14 protein-coding genes are annotated in these 15771 nt (G+C 62.8%); 5 read left to right on the top strand and 9 right to left on the bottom strand.

Annotated features, from left to right (window positions below; genetic code table 11):
- Positions 1-24 precede the first annotated feature (24 nt).
- Entirely contained in the window at positions 25-651 is a 627-nt protein-coding gene (locus CDPAHKCJ_RS10400) for a YigZ family protein (RefSeq protein ID WP_166019726.1), read from the top strand.
- 146 nt (positions 652-797) lie between these two features.
- Here CDPAHKCJ_RS10400 and CDPAHKCJ_RS10395 read toward each other — a convergent pair whose 3' ends face one another.
- Together CDPAHKCJ_RS10395 and CDPAHKCJ_RS10390 are read right to left on the bottom strand one after the other, a co-directional pair.
- On the bottom strand, positions 798-1418 hold the full coding sequence (locus CDPAHKCJ_RS10395; RefSeq protein WP_166019725.1) for an NAD(P)H-dependent oxidoreductase: 621 nt from the start codon (positions 1416-1418) through the stop codon (positions 798-800).
- 154 nt (positions 1419-1572) lie between these two features.
- Entirely contained in the window at positions 1573-2520 is a 948-nt protein-coding gene (locus CDPAHKCJ_RS10390) for an MliC family protein (protein ID WP_166019724.1), read from the bottom strand.
- Positions 2521-3019: 499 nt separating this feature from the next.
- Between CDPAHKCJ_RS10390 and CDPAHKCJ_RS10385 the strand changes: the two genes are divergently transcribed.
- The gene (locus CDPAHKCJ_RS10385; RefSeq protein ID WP_054555293.1) at positions 3020-3931 is read left to right on the top strand and encodes a LysR family transcriptional regulator; all 912 of its coding nucleotides are present in this window, start codon (positions 3020-3022) and stop codon (positions 3929-3931) included.
- A 237-nt stretch (positions 3932-4168) separates the two neighbouring features.
- On the opposite strand, the gene CDPAHKCJ_RS10380 is transcribed toward CDPAHKCJ_RS10385, so the two are convergent.
- The 4 genes from CDPAHKCJ_RS10380 to CDPAHKCJ_RS10365 form a co-directional block, all read right to left on the bottom strand.
- Complete coding sequence (locus CDPAHKCJ_RS10380) at positions 4169-4375, bottom strand: cold-shock protein (RefSeq protein WP_043333698.1); 207 nt, start codon at positions 4373-4375, stop codon at positions 4169-4171.
- 214 nt (positions 4376-4589) lie between these two features.
- Positions 4590-5039 carry a lipocalin-like domain-containing protein gene (locus CDPAHKCJ_RS10375; RefSeq protein ID WP_166019723.1) on the bottom strand — a complete coding sequence of 150 codons (450 nt, stop codon included), beginning with the start codon at positions 5037-5039 and terminating at the stop codon, positions 4590-4592.
- A 24-nt stretch (positions 5040-5063) separates the two neighbouring features.
- Positions 5064-6725 carry an ATP-binding protein gene (locus CDPAHKCJ_RS10370; RefSeq protein ID WP_166019722.1) on the bottom strand — a complete coding sequence of 554 codons (1662 nt, stop codon included), beginning with the start codon at positions 6723-6725 and terminating at the stop codon, positions 5064-5066.
- A gap of 3 nt (positions 6726-6728) precedes the next feature.
- Positions 6729-7439 carry a response regulator gene (locus tag CDPAHKCJ_RS10365; RefSeq protein WP_043334706.1) on the bottom strand — a complete coding sequence of 237 codons (711 nt, stop codon included), beginning with the start codon at positions 7437-7439 and terminating at the stop codon, positions 6729-6731.
- Between the two features lie 599 nt (positions 7440-8038).
- On the opposite strand from CDPAHKCJ_RS10365, the gene CDPAHKCJ_RS10360 reads away from it, so the two are divergent.
- From CDPAHKCJ_RS10360 to gnd, 3 genes are all read left to right on the top strand, one after another.
- On the top strand, positions 8039-10939 hold the full coding sequence (locus CDPAHKCJ_RS10360; protein WP_166019721.1) for a ribonucleoside-diphosphate reductase subunit alpha: 2901 nt from the start codon (positions 8039-8041) through the stop codon (positions 10937-10939).
- A 278-nt stretch (positions 10940-11217) separates the two neighbouring features.
- A complete protein-coding gene (locus CDPAHKCJ_RS10355) occupies positions 11218-12471 on the top strand; it encodes a ribonucleotide-diphosphate reductase subunit beta (protein WP_166019720.1) in 1254 nt (417 codons plus the stop codon).
- A gap of 168 nt (positions 12472-12639) precedes the next feature.
- Positions 12640-13623, top strand: a complete 984-nt coding sequence (gene gnd / locus CDPAHKCJ_RS10350) for a phosphogluconate dehydrogenase (NAD(+)-dependent, decarboxylating) (RefSeq protein ID WP_166019719.1) — start codon at positions 12640-12642, stop codon at positions 13621-13623.
- Between the two features lie 147 nt (positions 13624-13770).
- Here gnd and CDPAHKCJ_RS10345 read toward each other — a convergent pair whose 3' ends face one another.
- From CDPAHKCJ_RS10345 to CDPAHKCJ_RS10335, 3 genes are read right to left on the bottom strand one after another with little or no spacing between them, the layout of a single operon-like run.
- Positions 13771-14313 carry a retropepsin-like aspartic protease gene (locus tag CDPAHKCJ_RS10345; RefSeq protein WP_166019718.1) on the bottom strand — a complete coding sequence of 181 codons (543 nt, stop codon included), beginning with the start codon at positions 14311-14313 and terminating at the stop codon, positions 13771-13773.
- A complete protein-coding gene (locus CDPAHKCJ_RS10340; protein WP_166019717.1) occupies positions 14310-14804 on the bottom strand; it encodes a hypothetical protein in 495 nt (164 codons plus the stop codon). Before CDPAHKCJ_RS10340 ends, CDPAHKCJ_RS10345 begins: the two co-directional genes overlap by 4 nt.
- A 26-nt stretch (positions 14805-14830) precedes the next feature.
- Positions 14831-15496: an ankyrin repeat domain-containing protein gene (locus tag CDPAHKCJ_RS10335; protein ID WP_166019716.1), complete on the bottom strand. Its 666-nt coding sequence runs from the start codon at positions 15494-15496 to the stop codon at positions 14831-14833.
- Positions 15497-15771 lie beyond the last annotated feature (275 nt).

Here is a 15771-nt window from a genome sequence, read left to right as displayed (position 1 = left end):
GCGATGCTTTGGTAAGATGGCAAGATGAGCTATCAGATACCAGCACTGGCGCCCGAGGCGCACCATGAACACAGCATCGAGATCGAGAAGAGCCGCTTCATCGCCTGGCTGGCCCATGCCCCGACGCCAGACGGCATGACGCGGCTGCTGGCCCAGGCGCATCTCGCCCACCCCAACGCGCGCCACCACTGCACGGCGTTCATCGCCGGGGCGCCGAATGAGCAGAACGCCATCGGCTTCTCCGATGATGGTGAGCCGGGTGGCACCGCCGGCAGACCGATGTATCAGGTGCTGGAAGGCAGCGGCGTCGGCCAGGTGGCCTGTGTGGTGATCCGCTACTTCGGCGGCATCAAGCTGGGTACCGGTGGCCTGGTGCGAGCATACAGCCGCGCGGTGCTCGAGGCGCTCGAGCACCTGCCCACCACGACCTTCACACCACGCACGCCCAGGCGCCTGAAGGTCGGCTTCGCCCATGAAGCCGATGCTCGCCACTGGCTGAGCGGCTACGATGTACCGGTGGATGCCAGCGACTATGGTGCCGATGGCGTGGTGTTGACGGCGGGCTGGCCGCAAGGCGGTGCCCAGCCGCCGCTGGAAGAACTGCATGCGCGCCTCAAGGGCGCACTGGAAGTGCTCGAAGACCAAAGCTGAGCGTTTCCGACAACCTGCCCCCCCTCCCCCCAGTGACCTCTGCTTCCCGATAGCACAAACACCACCGCCGCTCCTCTCAGAGCGGCGGTGGTGTTTTCGTTCTGCATGCTCACCCCATGTGGCTCAACTACAGCGGATACATCGGGTCAGAGAGCATCTACGTAGTTGGCGATGCTGGTCCTCGCCTCTGACAAAGCCCCCACCTTTTGCTCATCGCCCATGTTGAGGCCTTCAGCGTATATGAAGTGCTGCTCGGTGATGCCCATCAGCCCAAGCATGGATTTGAGATGCGGAGTCTGGGAGTCCAACTCACTGCCCGCATACATCCCGCCACGTGCTGCCAATACCAGTGCCTGCTTGCCTTCCAGCAGACCTGACGGCCCCTTCTCGGTGTAACGGAAGGTCTCGCCGGCACGCAGCACTCGATCGAACCACGCCTTCATCTGCGTCGGCAGGCCCAGATTGTAGAGCGGTGCCGCGACGACCAGCAGGTCTGCCGCTCTCAGCTCGGCCAGAAAACCATCGGACAGTGCGGCGAGCTTGCGTTGCTCGGCGCTGCGCTCATCCGCTGGCGTCATCCAGGCCTGCATTTCCACGCCATCGAGATGCGGCAGGTCACGCTCGACCAGATCATGGTGCGTCAGCTGAAATGGCTGCCCGGAGGCCTCGAGCGCACTGACGAAGGATGTGGCCAGCGCACGTGAATTGCCCTTGTCAGCGAACAGGGAAGCAGACACCAGCAGGACATTGAGCGAAGCTTTTGACATGTAGAGGGTCTCCATCAAGGTGAGGCGCGATCCTGTCGACAGTATTCGACCCGATCCGCATGCACAGCATGATAAATGAAACATTCCACACGAAAAGCGACTTAAATCGCCTATATCATTCGAAAAAAACGAACACTGTAGCCAGTCCCGCCCCTCATTCGACCGCCGGCTGATAACGGAACGCCTCGCCACAGCCTTTCAATTCCTGCCCTGCAATCGTCAAGGTCGCCGTCAGGGGATAGGGCGCGCCCTGCATGGAATCGAAGCAGGCACCCGGCGCGACCACCAGCTGCAACGGCTCGCTCTGCTTGCCGTCAGTCGGGAGCTGCGCCTTGAGCACACGACTATCGCTTGCTTCGCGGGCGACCCGATAAGGCAGCTTCACCACCTGAACACCTGACGAGCGAGCATCAGCCTCTGCAGAGCGCTCGGATGCCTGCGCCTCGTGTGGCGACTCGAGCAAGCCCTGCATGGCCGTCAGCGTCAGCAGATTGTGCTGGCTGTCGAGACTGACCTGCCAGCCCGGCTCATTGCCCTGCGCCACCAATAGCGGCTTTTGCGTCGTTGGATGAATCACACGCCGATCATCCTGCACACATTCCAGATTGCCGCGGGCATTCTGCAGCATCGCCTCGGAACCCTTGAACCACACCTCCAGCCCCTCTTCGCCGGGCAGTGCCTTCACTTCACCGGACGCCTGCCCGGCCGGCGATGCACCGGCATTGGCCTGATAGCGCGCGCCCGAGGCACTGACGACCCGCTCCAGGGTATAGGCATGCCGCCGTGACCACAGCCGCAGCCAGTCATGAGACGTCTCGGCGTCACCTTCGCTGAAGGCCATCAACAGATCCTGCGCCGGAGTGCAGCGCCATACCTGATACTCGCTCGCTCGGGGCGGGGGCAGAAAGCTGGAGGGCAAGGTCACGGCAGCGGCCTTGCCCAGCGACTCCACACTGGGCGGCGCAGGCTTCTCCGCCACTTCATGCACCACGGGACCCGGGTCCTGCGCGGGGGCCGGCACCTTCAGCGGCGGCTGGCCAGCACCCACCCCTGTCGTGGCGTCCTGACTCCACGGCAGGGAGGTACATCCGGCCAGTAGCATGGGCACCGCCAGAGGCGACAGGCGCAAGCCTGCTCGCCCGGCAGCGATCACCCCTGGCGTGAGGCTCGTGGCCCACCTATGAGGCAACGCACGGGAAATGGCAAAAAGACGACAGCAATGACGTGACATGATGAACCCTCCCTGGGCATGTCGGACGACAAGATGCAGCGCAGGACTCGCGCGACGAGACACTGCGGCATGGCTGGACTTCAAGGCGGAGACGGCGGCCTTCCTGGCGCACTCTGCCAAAGTCTATCAAGCGCAGTGAGCCTTGTGGGGATGGGAATACACTGTTGGCGCAAGACACGTGCCCTGCCGGCCTTGCATGACACCCTCCTGGCATCCGACTCCGGCCCCCTTCTGTTCCAGCGCCCCTAGTGATACGCGAATCGCCATGAATATGAGACAGTGTCATGAGCGCCCTCTGGCAGCCGCGCTTCATGATGGTGACCTTCCACGACGTACCTTTTTCAACCTCTCAACATGAGCACCATTCATCATGCTTGAATTGCGCCATCTGCGTACCCTGCTGGCCCTGCGTGATGCAGGCTCGCTGGTCGAAGCCGCGGAACGTGTCCACCTCACCCAGTCCGCCCTGTCCCATCAGTTGAAGGACCTCGAGGAGCGCCTGGGCGCGCCGCTGTTCATCCGCAAGACACGGCCGGTAGAATTCACGCGCGCCGGACAGCGCCTGTTGTCGCTGGCAGAGCAGGTACTGCCGCAGTTCCGCATGGCTGAGCGCGACATTGCCCGCATGGCGGGAAGCGAGCAGGGCCGACTGCACATGGCCATCGAGTGCCATAGCTGCTTTCAGTGGCTGATGCCCACGGTGGATCGCTTCCGCGATCACTGGCCGGAGATTGAAGTCGATATCCCCTCGGGCCACAGCTTCGCTCCCCTGCAGGCATTGGGCCGTGAGCAGCTGGACCTGGTCATCACCGCCAACCCGGTGGAGATGACCGGCATCCAGTACATCCCGCTGTTCCGCTATGAGGTCATGCTGGCCGTGGCACGCCAGCATGCATTGGCCATCAAGGGCCATGTGGAGCCGCAGGACCTGTGTGACGAGACCTTGATCATCTATCCGGTCGAGCATGATCGCCTGGACGTCTTCACCCAGTTCCTCGAACCGGCCAATGTGAGCCCGCGCGAGATCCGCAGCGCCGAGATGACGGTGATGATGATGCAGCTGGTCGCCAGCGGCCGCGGCGTCACGGCGCTCCCCAACTGGGCGCTGGCCGAATATCTGACACGTGATTACGTGCGTGGCCTGTCGCTGGGCGACGGTGTCTGGGCGACACTTTACGCCGCCGTCAGAGAAGACCTGCTCGGCACGCCGTGGATGGACGACTTCCTGCGTACCGCCCGTGAGACATCATTCGAGGTGCTGAGTGGCGTGAAGCCTGCCTGATACCCGGGCTTCAGCGCTTACGAGGGATAGATACACGAAAGCCCCACCACTCGATGCCTTGCGGCCTGTCGAGTGGTGGGGCTTCTTGTCATTGCTGTTCACTGCGTATTCGCGCCATATCACTACGGCTTGCGCGCAAGACTTTTCTTCAGCACAAACAGAACCGCCCCAGCATGAGCTGGGGCGGTTCTTGACATCTATCATCTCAAGCGGAAAGCATTCCGCAATGAGTGATGATCAGTCGATAGCCTTGACGTTGGCTGCCTGCAGGCCTTTCTGGCCCTGAGTCACGTCGAAGGAGACCTGCTGGCCGTCCTGCAGGGTCTTGAAGCCATCAGCCTGGACTTCGGAGAAGTGAACGAACAGATCGTCACCACCGTCAGCCGGAGCGATGAAACCAAAACCTTTAGCGTCGTTGAACCACTTAACTGTACCTGTAGCCATGAGAAATTCCTCTCTGATTAGCATGTTTGAAATAACGGGCATTACCCGAAGAGCGTGGGCAAAGCAAAACCATGCATCAAATCAGCGAGGCTTCTCGGGGCGCTCAAGGCGATTTACCGAGCAGCACAGGCGACTGAGTGGTGCGTCTTGCTATCCAACAGGGGCTACATTGCACGCTAACCCATGATCACGTCAAGCCTTTTCGACAATCACTTCACACAGTCGCCAATCGATGCCACTCAAGCCATGTCAGAAAACCACCTTCCGGCAGCTGCAGATTCGGCGCATCGGTCCCCAGCAGCAGGCGGTCCCCCTCGAGCGTGACCCGCCGCACGAGCGTCACCTCATCCCAGTCGGCGATCGTGGCCAGCGACAGATGATGGCAGACCTCCTCCCGCTCACTGTCCCACTGCCAGCGCCCACAGTAGGCAAAGCCTTCACGAAAGGCGGCGACCAGCTGATCATCCGTCGGCGCCATCCCCAGAGGCTGACGGTCACAGGACACCAGCTGCACACTCATATAGCCATTGGCCATGTAATGCAGCTGGCCCTTGCACTCGCCCAGCGGCTCCAGCTCGCGTCCATCCGGCCAGGCATACCAGAAACGCTCGAGCCGCCATGCGCCGATCAAGTCAGGATGCAGTGACAAGGAAGATTGCCGCATGGCCGATTCCTCAAACGGTCGTGATCAGGTGGTGTGCTCGTCCTGGAGTGACGGCGGCTTGACCGGCGGCAAGGGCACAGGCGCCTTGCGTTCCAGCTGACTGGAGGTCAGTGGCAGCAACAGGCTGAAGCGTGCGCCCTTGAGCGACCTGCCCTTGTCCACCACCACACTGCCGCCGTGGGAATGCAGGATCTTCTGCACGATGGAGAGCCCCAGCCCGTAGCCGCCGGAGGCACGCGTACGCGAATCATCCAGGCGCGCAAAGGGCTTGAAGACCTTCTTGCGGTCTTCCTCATCGATGCCGGGGCCATCGTCCTCGACATCGAGCCTGACCACCTGCGGGTCACTGGTGATGCGCACCAGCACACGGGAGTCCGCATGCCGGCAGGCATTGGAGACCAGATTCTGCAACGCCCGCTGCAGATAGCGCGCCTCGGCCTCGACCTCCAGCGCCTCACCTTCGATGCTCAGCAGCAATTCAGGGTGCAGCGGCGCCAGCGTCTCGCAGACCTGCTCCGCGATCTCACGGCAATCCACCATGCCGAGATCCAGCTGGATACCGGCGGCATTGTTGAGGCGTGCATAGGTCAGGATCTCGTCGATCAGCTTGTCGAGCTCCTCGATGTCACCGTCTGCGCCCTTTATCTGACGCTGGACGAAATCATCATCGACCATGTCCTCGATCATCTGCAGTGCGAAGCGGATACGCGCCACCGGGGTACGCAATTCATGCGAGACCGCTCGAATCATGTCCTGCTGCGCGCCCAGCAACCCCTGCACCCGCTCGGCCATGCCATTGAAGGCCATGCCGAGACGCCCGAGAAAGTCATTGGACTCGATGCGCACTCGCGTATCGAGATAACCGCCCGCAATGCGTGTCGCAGCCTTTTCCAGGCGCGTCAGGCGCGCCTCCAGTGAACGCACCACCAGATAGATGACGCCGCCCAACAGACTGATGACCGCCAGTATCATGGCGATGATCAAGGCCGGCGGTGTTGTCTCGAAGCCGCGGATGGGCCCGACCTTGAGCATGGTGCGGTCACCCAGACGAGTATAGAGCGCCATCGCCTGACCGTGACTGGCCACGTTGAGCACCACCCGACCGGCCTCCAGGCGGCTGGCCTGCTGCGCATCGAGGTTCTGCGGAATGTCCGGCAGCAGCGCGAAGGACAGACCGGAGGCCTGCTGCAGCCGGGCCAGCAAGTCGCTGCGCTGCTCGGCATTCATGGGCTGCAGGGTGTCATGCAGCGACACCATCAACCCGCGCAACTGCCGCTCCGCGAGATGCAGCAGCCGGAATTCCAGCACTCTCTCTTCGCCCGGCACCGCCATCAGCAGCTGCCAGCCGGCGTCATCATGGGGCCGCACCAGCGGCCGCCCTGCTTCAAGGCGGCGCTGCTCCCACCAGCTGAGGTCAAAGACCGCCGCCGGTGCCAGCAACAACCGCCCATCCAGCAGCCGGGCGGTCCGATTGAGGAAGGCGCCGCGCTCAGCTTCCGGCGTGGCCGCGATCTGGCTCACCAGCAGGCGCATCGGCGCCGCACCCAGACGCGTCTGGTACGCCTCCAGCCGGACCATGTTGGTCAGCTGAAAGCCGCCCAGCGCGATGCCCAGCGTGAGCACCAATGCCACCAGCAAGGCGACATAGACACGCAGGAAGATGCTGTCGGAGAGAGCCCGGCGCATCGTCTAGAGGTCCTTGACGAACAGGTATCCCTTGCTGCGCACCGTCTTGATCCGCTCAGGATGATTGGGGTCATCGCCAATCTTGGGGCGGATGCGCGAGACACGCACGTCGATGGAGCGGTCCTGGCCGTCGTACTTGATGCCGCGCAGCGCAGAGAAGATCTCCTCGCGCGTCAGCACGCGACCCGCGTTCGAGGACAGCAGCCACAGCAGGTCGAACTCGGCACTGGTCAGCTCGATGCGCTCGCGCGCCAACCATGCCTCACGGGTGGCGTTGTCGATCTCGAGATCATTGAACACCAGGCGCGTTTCACCGGCGGCCACTTCGGGGCCATCGGCGCGACGCAGCAAGGCTCGCATGCGTGCCAGCAGGACACGCGGCTGCACCGGCTTGGGCACGTAATCGTCGGCGCCCATCTCCAGACCCAGCACCTGATCCATGTCATCGGTACGCGCCGTCAGCATCAGGATCGGCCCGGCGAACTGAGGCCGCACGCGACGACAGATGGACAGGCCATCCTCCCCCGGCAGCATCAGGTCCAGAATCACGATGTCGGGGCGCAGACTGATGATCAGGTCCACCGCCCGCGCGCCGTCGTTCTCGACGCTCACGCGGAAGTTGTTGGCTTCGAGGTATTCGCGCGTCAGTGTCGCCAGACGCTCGTCATCCTCAACAATCAATACATGTTCTTGCGCATTGGTATCCAAGGGCATTCCATCCGCATCGTTGGGTCAACGTGGCCAGCAGCTCACAAGCAGTTACTTTCCTGTGCCACGTCGTAACCTTTTCAGGGTGATTTGTCACGAATGATACGCCAATTTGGGCGTTTACGCGCCAGCAGCGCAGGCACCATCTGCTTTGACGGAGCGCAGAAAATTTAACACCTGAACTCTTGACATCCTCCAGCGGCAAGGCCGGATTTTCAACCACACCTTACCCACAAGTTATCCACTTGCACGCCCCACCAAACAACACTATCTTGTGTCCAAAATCAGCTCACACCCCATATGTAGGGTTTTGGCGACGTCGACACCCATAGATCATGGCGACGATTGTCAAGCCCCGAAAGCATGAATCAGCGTATGGGACGGCAGTCACGCAAGGCTGCTGGATCCGTGTCTCATGAACGATATCAGGCTCAGCCCGGGCGTCGATTGCCCCGTCTGAGCCTGATCGAGTTTCTCGGCGACAAGGCTGACGACGACAGAATGTCCCCGGCCGCAGACGGGAATTTCCAGCCTGCGACCCGATACGAATTGCCCTCGAGCCCTAACGGGCAACGATTCACCTTCAGACGATTCAGGAAGGCGTCATGGATTCCACTTTCAGCACCGATCAGGCGACAGTCGACGTGACTGCCCCCCAGCGCCTGCGCGTCATCAAGCGCAATGGCGATGTTGCGGCCTTCGACGCCAGCAAGATCTCCGTCGCTCTCTCCAAGGCGTTCATCGCCGTGGAAGGCGATCAGGTCGAGTCCAGCTCGCGCATCCGCGACCTGGTTCAGCAGCTGACCAGCCAGATCACCGACGCCTTCCAGCGTCGCATGCCTGACGGTGGCACCCTGCACATCGAAGACATCCAGGATCAAGTCGAGCTGGCGCTGATGCGCTCCGGCGAGCACAAGGTCGCCCGCGCCTATGTGCTGTACCGCGATGAGCACGCCCGTGCCCGCAGCGCCCAGAGCGAAGGCATCGCCAAGCCGCACCCAACCATCAATGTCACCCACCTCGACGGCAGCGTGCGTCCGCTGGATCTGGGCCGTATCGAGACCCTCGTCTTCGATGCCTGCGCCGAGCTCTCCAACGTCGATGCCCAGAAGATCGTCGATGACTCCCTGAAGAATCTGTACGACGGCGTGCCGGTCGATGGCGTGTCCACCGCGCTGATGATGACCGCGCGTACGCTGGTCGAGAAGGACCCGAACTACACCTACGTCACCGCCCGCCTGCTGCAGGACAACCTGCGCCGCGAAGCCCTGAGCTTCCTCAAGGTCGCTGACGAGGCCACCTTCGGCGAGATGAAGGAGCACTACCCGGTCGCCTTCAAGGCCTACATCGAGAGCGGCATCGCCTTCGAGCAGCTGGATGAGCAACTGGCCACCTTCGATCTGGATCGCCTCGGCGCGGCCATCGATCACACACGTGACAACCAGTTCACCTATCTCGGCCTGCAGACCCTGTATGACCGCTACTTCCTGCACCAGAACGACGTGCGCTATGAGCTGCCGCAGGTCATGTTCATGCGTGTCGCCATGGGTCTGTCCCTGAACGAGGAAGACCGCGAAGGTCGCGCCATCGAGTTCTACGAGCTGCTGTCCAGCTTCGACTACATGGCCTCCACGCCGACCCTGTTCAACGCCGGTACCCGTCGCAGCCAGCTGTCCAGCTGCTACCTGACCACCGTGCCGGACGCCCTCGACGGCATCTACGGCGCCATCCGCGACAACGCCATGCTCTCCAAGTGGGCGGGGGGTCTCGGCAATGACTGGACGCCGGTGCGTGCGCTGGGGTCCTACATCAAGGGCACCAACGGCAAGTCCCAGGGCGTCGTGCCCTTCCTGAAGGTCGTCAACGACACCGCCGTTGCCGTCAACCAGGGTGGCAAGCGCAAGGGCGCCGTCTGTGCCTATCTGGAAACCTGGCACATGGACGTCGAGGAATTCCTCGACCTGCGCAAGAACACCGGTGATGATCGTCGTCGTACCCACGACATGAACACCGCCAACTGGGTGCCGGACCTGTTCATGAAGCGTGTCTTCGATGACACCGAGTGGACCCTGTTCTCGCCGTCCGACTGCCCGGACCTCCACGATCTGTACGGCGCGGCCTTCCAGGCGCGTTACGAGCAGTACGAGGAGATGACCCGTCAGGGCCAGCTGAAGCTGTTCAAGCGCGTCAAGGCACGTGATCTGTGGCGCAAGATGCTGTCCATGCTGTTCGAGACCGGCCACCCGTGGATCACCTTCAAGGACCCGTGCAACCTGCGCAGCCCGCAGCAGCACGCCGGTGTCGTGCACTCGTCCAACCTGTGCACCGAGATCACCCTCAACACCTCCGAGGACGAGATCGCGGTCTGCAACCTGGGCTCGATCAACCTGGCGCAGCACGTCATCGACGGCAAGCTGGACGGCGACAAGCTCAAGAAGTCGGTGCGTACCGCCGTGCGCATGCTCGACAACGTCATCGACATCAACTACTACGCCGTACCGCAGGCACGTCGCTCCAACATGCGTCACCGCCCGGTCGGCCTCGGTATCATGGGCTTCCAGGACGCGCTCTATGCACAGTCCATCGCCTATGCCTCCGAAGAAGCCGTGACCTTCGCCGACGAATCCATGGAACTCGTCAGCTATCACGCCATCGAAGCTTCCAGTGATCTGGCCGCCGAGCGTGGTCGTTACGAGAGCTTCGACGGCTCTCTGTGGAGTCAGGGCATCCTGCCGATCGATTCCATCGAGAAGCTCAAGACCGAACGTGGCGCCGACTACATCGAGATGGACGAAAGCCAGACCCAGGACTGGGACTACATCCGTGAGAAGGTCCGCACCCAGGGCATGCGCAACTCCAACGTGATGGCGATCGCGCCGACCGCGACGATCTCCAACATCTGTGGCGTCTCGCAGTCCATCGAGCCGACCTACCAGAACCTGTTCGTCAAATCGAACCTGTCTGGCGAGTTCACCGTGGTCAACGCCTACATGGTCAACGACCTCAAGGCGCGCGGCCTGTGGGACGAGGTCATGATCAACGACCTCAAGTACTACGATGGCAGCGTCCAGCCGATCGAGCGCATCCCGGAAGACCTCAAGGCGCTGTACGCCAACGCCTTCGAAGTCGAGCCGAAGTGGATCGTCGAAGCCGCCTCGCGTCGTCAGAAGTGGATCGATCAGGCCCAGTCCCTGAACCTGTACATCCAGGGCGTGTCCGGCAAGAAGCTGGACGTGACCTACCGCATGGCATGGTTCCGTGGCCTCAAGACCACCTATTACCTCCGTGCTCTGGGTGCGACCGCCGTGGAGAAATCCACCGTCGATCGCAGCAAGCACAACGCCGTCGGCAACGCCCCGACTCCGGCACCGGCTCCCGCGCCGACGCCGGCACCGGAAGCCAAGCCGGAACCGCGCGGCATCGAAGACTTCCTGCAAGGCAAGAGCGGTCAGCGTGCCCCCTCCGCCAGCAACATCGATGAGCTGGGCTGTGAGGCCTGTCAGTAAGCGATTGCGCCAGACCCGAGTCCGCTGACGCTGACTCACCGCCTGCCAGGACACACCTTGCAGGCGGACTGCGGCAAACCCTCAAGACCGAGCCTGGCTCGGTCTTGTGCCGCCACCAACAATCACTGCCTCCTGACATTACCTCGAAACAAGCCCGGGCCTGACTCCCCTCCGGGAGCCACGCCACTCGATGGCGCTCGCGTCGTAGAACGCACCGCCCCTGCCTTTTCGTCACGCTGACTGCCCGCGTGACCATCACCGAACACGAGGAACGCAACATGTTGAACTGGGACGATTTCCACGAAGACGAAGCCCCCGCTGCCGAGAAGCCGGCGACAGCCAAACCGGCGCCGCAGTCCGAAGCTCCCGCTGCTGCTCCGGCGGCTGACGCTGTCGTCGCGAGCGAGAACAGCGAAGGCTACGCGATCAGCGATGCCGAGCGCATCGCCCGCGCCCAGCAGGCGCTGGACGATCTCGACGTGGCCAAGGGTCTGGAAGAACTGGAAATGGGTGCCCAGCGCATTCAGGTCGACGAGAAGCGCATGATCAATGCCCGCGCCGACGTCAACCAGCTGGTGCCCTTCAAGTACGACTGGGCATGGCAGAAGTACCTCGACGGCTCCGCGAACCACTGGATGCCGCAGGAAGTGAACATGAACGCGGACATCGCGCTCTGGAAGAGCCAGGACGGTCTGACCGAGGACGAACGTCTGATCGTGATGCGTTCGCTGGGTTACTTCTCCACTGCCGACTCGCTGGTCGCCAACAACCTGGTGCTGGCCGTCTACAAGAACATCACCAACCCGGAGTGCCGCCAGTACCTGCTGCGTCAGGCCTTCGAAGAGGCGATCCACACTCACGCCTACCAGTACTGCATCGAGTCACTGGGCATGGACGAAGGCGAAGTCTTCAACATGTACCGTGAAGTGGACTCCGTGGCGCGCAAGTCCGCCTGGAGCCTCAAGCACACCCAGGCGCTGGCGCGTGCCGACTTCCACACCGGTACACCGGAAGCGGACCAGGAATTCCTGCGCAACCTGATCGGCTTCTACGCCGTCACCGAAGGCATCTTCTTCTACTGCGGCTTCTCCCAGATCCTGTCCATGGGTCGTCGCAACAAGATGACCGGCGTCGCCGAGCAGTTCCAGTACATCCTGCGTGACGAGTCCATGCACCTGAACTTCGGCATCGACGTGATCAACCAGATCAAGGTCGAGAATCCGCACCTGTGGACTGCCGAATTCCAGGACGAAGTCACCCAGATGATCCTGGAAGGCACCCAGCTCGAGATCGAATACGCGCGTGACACCATGCCGCGCGGCGTACTGGGCATGAACGCGGCCATCATGGAGGAATACCTCCACTTCATCTGCAACCGTCGCCTCGCGCAGCTGGGCCTCAAGGAGCAGTTCCCGGGCGCCAAGAACCCGTTCCCGTGGATGTCCGAGATCATCGACCTGCGCAAGGAGAAGAACTTCTTCGAGACGCGCGTCACCGAATATCAGGTCGGCGGTGCCCTGAGCTGGGATTGATCGCTGATCACTCCCTCTCCCGGAGACAGGCACGCGACTGACGCCTGTCTCCGCTGAGCACCCCAACGGGCCATGTCATTGATATGGCCCGTTTTTGCGTCCAGCGCCCGCACAGGGTAGGCTTCGCGCCGTCCCGACTCTCCCCGGCTTCACGTGAAAGGAACGAACATGCAACTCGGTATCATCGGACTCGGCCGCATGGGCGGCAATATCGCTCGTCGCTTGATGCGCAATGGCCACGAAGTGGTCGCCCATGATCGTGACGCGGCAATCGCCCAGTCACTGGTCGCCGACGGTGCGACGCACGTCGATAGCCTCGTGGAACTGGTTCAACAGCTCGAGGCGCCGCGCGCCGTCTGGGTCATGCTACCGGCTGGCGAGATCACCGAGCAGACCATCGCCACGCTTGCCGAGCTGATGGAAGCCGGCGACACCATCATCGATGGCGGCAACACCTTCTACAAGGACGACATCCGCCGCGCCACGGCCCTGAAGCTGAAGGGCCTGAACTACGTCGATGTGGGCACTTCCGGCGGCGTGTGGGGCCTGGAGCGCGGCTACTGCATGATGATCGGCGCCGAGAAGGCCGTGTTCGAGCATCTCGAGCCGCTGTTCGACACCCTCGCCCCGGGCTATGGCGACCTCGAACGCACCAAGGGCCGCAACGCCCCGGATGAGCGCGCCGAGCGCGGCTACATCCACGCCGGTCCGGTCGGTTCCGGTCACTATGTGAAGATGGTCCACAACGGTATCGAGTACGGCCTGATGCAGGCTTACGCCGAAGGCTTCGAGCTGATGCAGAGCAAGGGCTCCGACGCGCTGCCGGAAGATCAGCGCTTCGACCTCAATCTGGCCGATATCGCCGAGGTCTGGCGTCGTGGCAGCGTGGTGTCTTCCTGGCTGCTCGATCTGACCGCCCAGGCACTGGCCGGTGACGAGCGTCTGGACCACTACAGCGGTGCCGTCTCCGACAGTGGCGAAGGCCGCTGGACCGTCGATGCCGCCGTCGAGCAGGGTGTCGCGGTGCCGGTGCTGGCCAATGCGCTGTTCTCGCGCTTCAGCTCGCGCAAGGAAAACACCTACGCCAACCGCCTGCTGTCAGCGATGCGCTTCGGCTTCGGTGGCCATGTCGAGCCGCCCAAGAAAGACTGATCGCCTGCTCTGACACGCCAGACATGAAACGCCCCGCTCATGGAGATCATGAGCGGGGCGTTGTCGTTTGCAGAGTCTGCTGGCAGAGCGGTGGAGTGTCAGCCGCCCTTTGCCAGCCCAGTCAGCCCTCAGCGTCGGCGACTGACGTTATCGGCCGCCGCCAGCGCCATCCACCGGCGTCAGCGTCATCTGCTGACCGCGCATGTTGATATCGAACTCCCCAAGGAAACTCATTCCCAGCAGCACCACCTCATCGTGCATGCCCGGCACGATGGCCCCGCGCACCTCGCGCTGGCTGAGCCCCGCCAGGCTGACGGCGTCCAATGTCGTCAGTGCGCCGTGACTGACGCCATTGGCGGTGGTGAAGCGCGCATCCCGCCCGCGTGGCAGCTGCAGACGCTCGGCCAACGCTTCGGACACCGAGACATAGGTGGCGCCAGTATCGAGCAGGAAGGTCACCGGCTCACCGTTGATCGTGCCGGGGGCCACGAAGTGCCCTGAGCGATTGCGCGACAGCGTCAGTGGCTCTCCAGATGACAGCGACTGGCCGGCCAGCGAGGCATTGGGCCGGGTGCGCTCATCAAGCTGGCCCTGAAACCACCACACCAGCATGGCGAGAATCAGCGCCCAGCACAGCACCAGCATGCCGACACCATAACGGCGGGTCGCGCCGCCTCCTGAATCACTCATCCACCACCCCGCAACAGCAGGCGCAAACCGACGGCGCACAGTGCGAACCCCAGTATCAACGGCACTCCGATCAGCCAGCCGCGCGTTCCCGGCAGGCTGGCCTCATGCGGGGCATCCAGGCGATAGACCAGTGCCATGCTCTCCCCCACCGCGGGTGTCGGCGAGGGCACTGCCAGCGGCGAGATGATCTCGTGCCAGCCATCACGCTGATCCTGATAGCGCACCACGGGCGCATACTGGATCGACTCGATATTGAAGCGCCCGCCCGGCGGCAGGCCCGCCATCGCCAGGGCTTCATCCTCGCTGAGCCTGCCCCCCTTGGGCAGATGGATAGGGCCACGCCCTTCAACGTGCAGGGTGCGGTCGTGATTGATGACCTCGCCCATCACCTGTGCGCTGTTGCGGGCGAAGGACTGCGCCTGCTGCCAGCGATAGCCACCGAGCAGCAGCAAGGCGATGCCGATGATGATCAGTCCCCAGGTCAACGCCATGCGATGCCTCCTTGTGGTCGGTGCCATCATGCACGACGCGGTGTCGAGGTACGGGCATGGACGTCTTCACTTACATCATGGGCGACGCCCTGCTCCCGACCACCTGCCGCTTCCAGCCTCTCGCTCAGCGCATCGAACTGGCGCCAGCGCGCATGCGCCAGCGGCGTGACACCTTCGGCGTCCGCCAGATTGACGTCGGCACCGTGGGCCAGCAGCTGCTCGACGACCTGTTGATAATCAACGCTGCCATCCCCCAGTAGCACGGCCTCGATCAGCGCCGTCCAGCCGAGCGTATTCTGGTGATTGACGTCGACATCGGTCTCCTCGAGCAGCTGACGGCAGATATCGGCATGACCACGCTCACTGGCCGACATCAGCGCAGTGGAGGAGAAGCGATTGAGTACCGTCGCCGAGGCACCATGCGCCAGCAGCCGGCTCAGACAGCGGCCATAGCCGAGAGCGGCGGCGGCGAGCAGGGGCGTGTCATGCAGAGCATCGGTCTGCTCGCAATCGGCGCCGGCGGACAGCAGTGCCTCTACCGCTTCCGGCTGATTGGCCTGCACCGCGACCAGCAATGGCGAGCGCCCGCGATAATCCACGTCATTGACTCGCTCGTGCGCATCGGGGGCGGCCAATGCCTGCGCCAGGCCCTCCAGATCGCCATGCTGAGCACACATTGTCATGTCCTTCATCACCACCTCCTGACGCCCGGCGTAACGGATGCTTACTCTCTGACAGCCTATGCGATCCTGAGCGTGACCGTTAGCCCCGCCAGCGTTCAATCGGCGCCTTGAGCATCATAGATCAGGCACGGCGTGGCGAATGACAGGCAAAAAAAAGCGCTCCCGAAGGAGCGCCAGTTCGTCATCACCGCAGGGCGCGGCAGACGAGACTCAGAAACGAAGCCCGTCCAGCTGCCAGCCGGACACCGTCAGAATACGGTGTCGCCCCGGCCGCGCCCAATCAT

The sequence above is a fragment of the Cobetia sp. MB87 genome (assembly GCF_011319755.1).
Taxonomy (GTDB): Bacteria; Pseudomonadota; Gammaproteobacteria; order Pseudomonadales; family Halomonadaceae; genus Cobetia.
This window is presented reverse-complemented; position numbering and strand designations above follow the sequence as displayed.

What these genes read in the sequence shown, in the direction of transcription:
- CDPAHKCJ_RS10340 (WP_166019717.1), bottom strand. Translation starts at nt 14,804, where the DNA reads ATGGCGTTGACCTGGGGACTGATCATCATCGGCATCGCCTTGCTGCTG.
- CDPAHKCJ_RS10355 (WP_166019720.1), top strand. Translation starts at nt 11,218, where the DNA reads ATGTTGAACTGGGACGATTTCCACGAAGACGAAGCCCCCGCTGCCGAG.
- CDPAHKCJ_RS10360 (WP_166019721.1), top strand. Translation starts at nt 8,039, where the DNA reads ATGGATTCCACTTTCAGCACCGATCAGGCGACAGTCGACGTGACTGCC.
- CDPAHKCJ_RS10335 (WP_166019716.1), bottom strand. Translation starts at nt 15,496, where the DNA reads ATGAAGGACATGACAATGTGTGCTCAGCATGGCGATCTGGAGGGCCTG.
- CDPAHKCJ_RS10390 (WP_166019724.1), bottom strand. Translation starts at nt 2,520, where the DNA reads ATGCTACTGGCCGGATGTACCTCCCTGCCGTGGAGTCAGGACGCCACG.
- CDPAHKCJ_RS10370 (WP_166019722.1), bottom strand. Translation starts at nt 6,725, where the DNA reads ATGCGCCGGGCTCTCTCCGACAGCATCTTCCTGCGTGTCTATGTCGCC.
- CDPAHKCJ_RS10385 (WP_054555293.1), top strand. Translation starts at nt 3,020, where the DNA reads ATGCTTGAATTGCGCCATCTGCGTACCCTGCTGGCCCTGCGTGATGCA.
- gnd (WP_166019719.1), top strand. Translation starts at nt 12,640, where the DNA reads ATGCAACTCGGTATCATCGGACTCGGCCGCATGGGCGGCAATATCGCT.
- CDPAHKCJ_RS10380 (WP_043333698.1), bottom strand. Translation starts at nt 4,375, where the DNA reads ATGGCTACAGGTACAGTTAAGTGGTTCAACGACGCTAAAGGTTTTGGT.
- CDPAHKCJ_RS10345 (WP_166019718.1), bottom strand. Translation starts at nt 14,313, where the DNA reads ATGAGTGATTCAGGAGGCGGCGCGACCCGCCGTTATGGTGTCGGCATG.
- CDPAHKCJ_RS10395 (WP_166019725.1), bottom strand. Translation starts at nt 1,418, where the DNA reads ATGTCAAAAGCTTCGCTCAATGTCCTGCTGGTGTCTGCTTCCCTGTTC.
- CDPAHKCJ_RS10375 (WP_166019723.1), bottom strand. Translation starts at nt 5,039, where the DNA reads ATGCGGCAATCTTCCTTGTCACTGCATCCTGACTTGATCGGCGCATGG.
- CDPAHKCJ_RS10400 (WP_166019726.1), top strand. Translation starts at nt 25, where the DNA reads ATGAGCTATCAGATACCAGCACTGGCGCCCGAGGCGCACCATGAACAC.
- CDPAHKCJ_RS10365 (WP_043334706.1), bottom strand. Translation starts at nt 7,439, where the DNA reads ATGCCCTTGGATACCAATGCGCAAGAACATGTATTGATTGTTGAGGAT.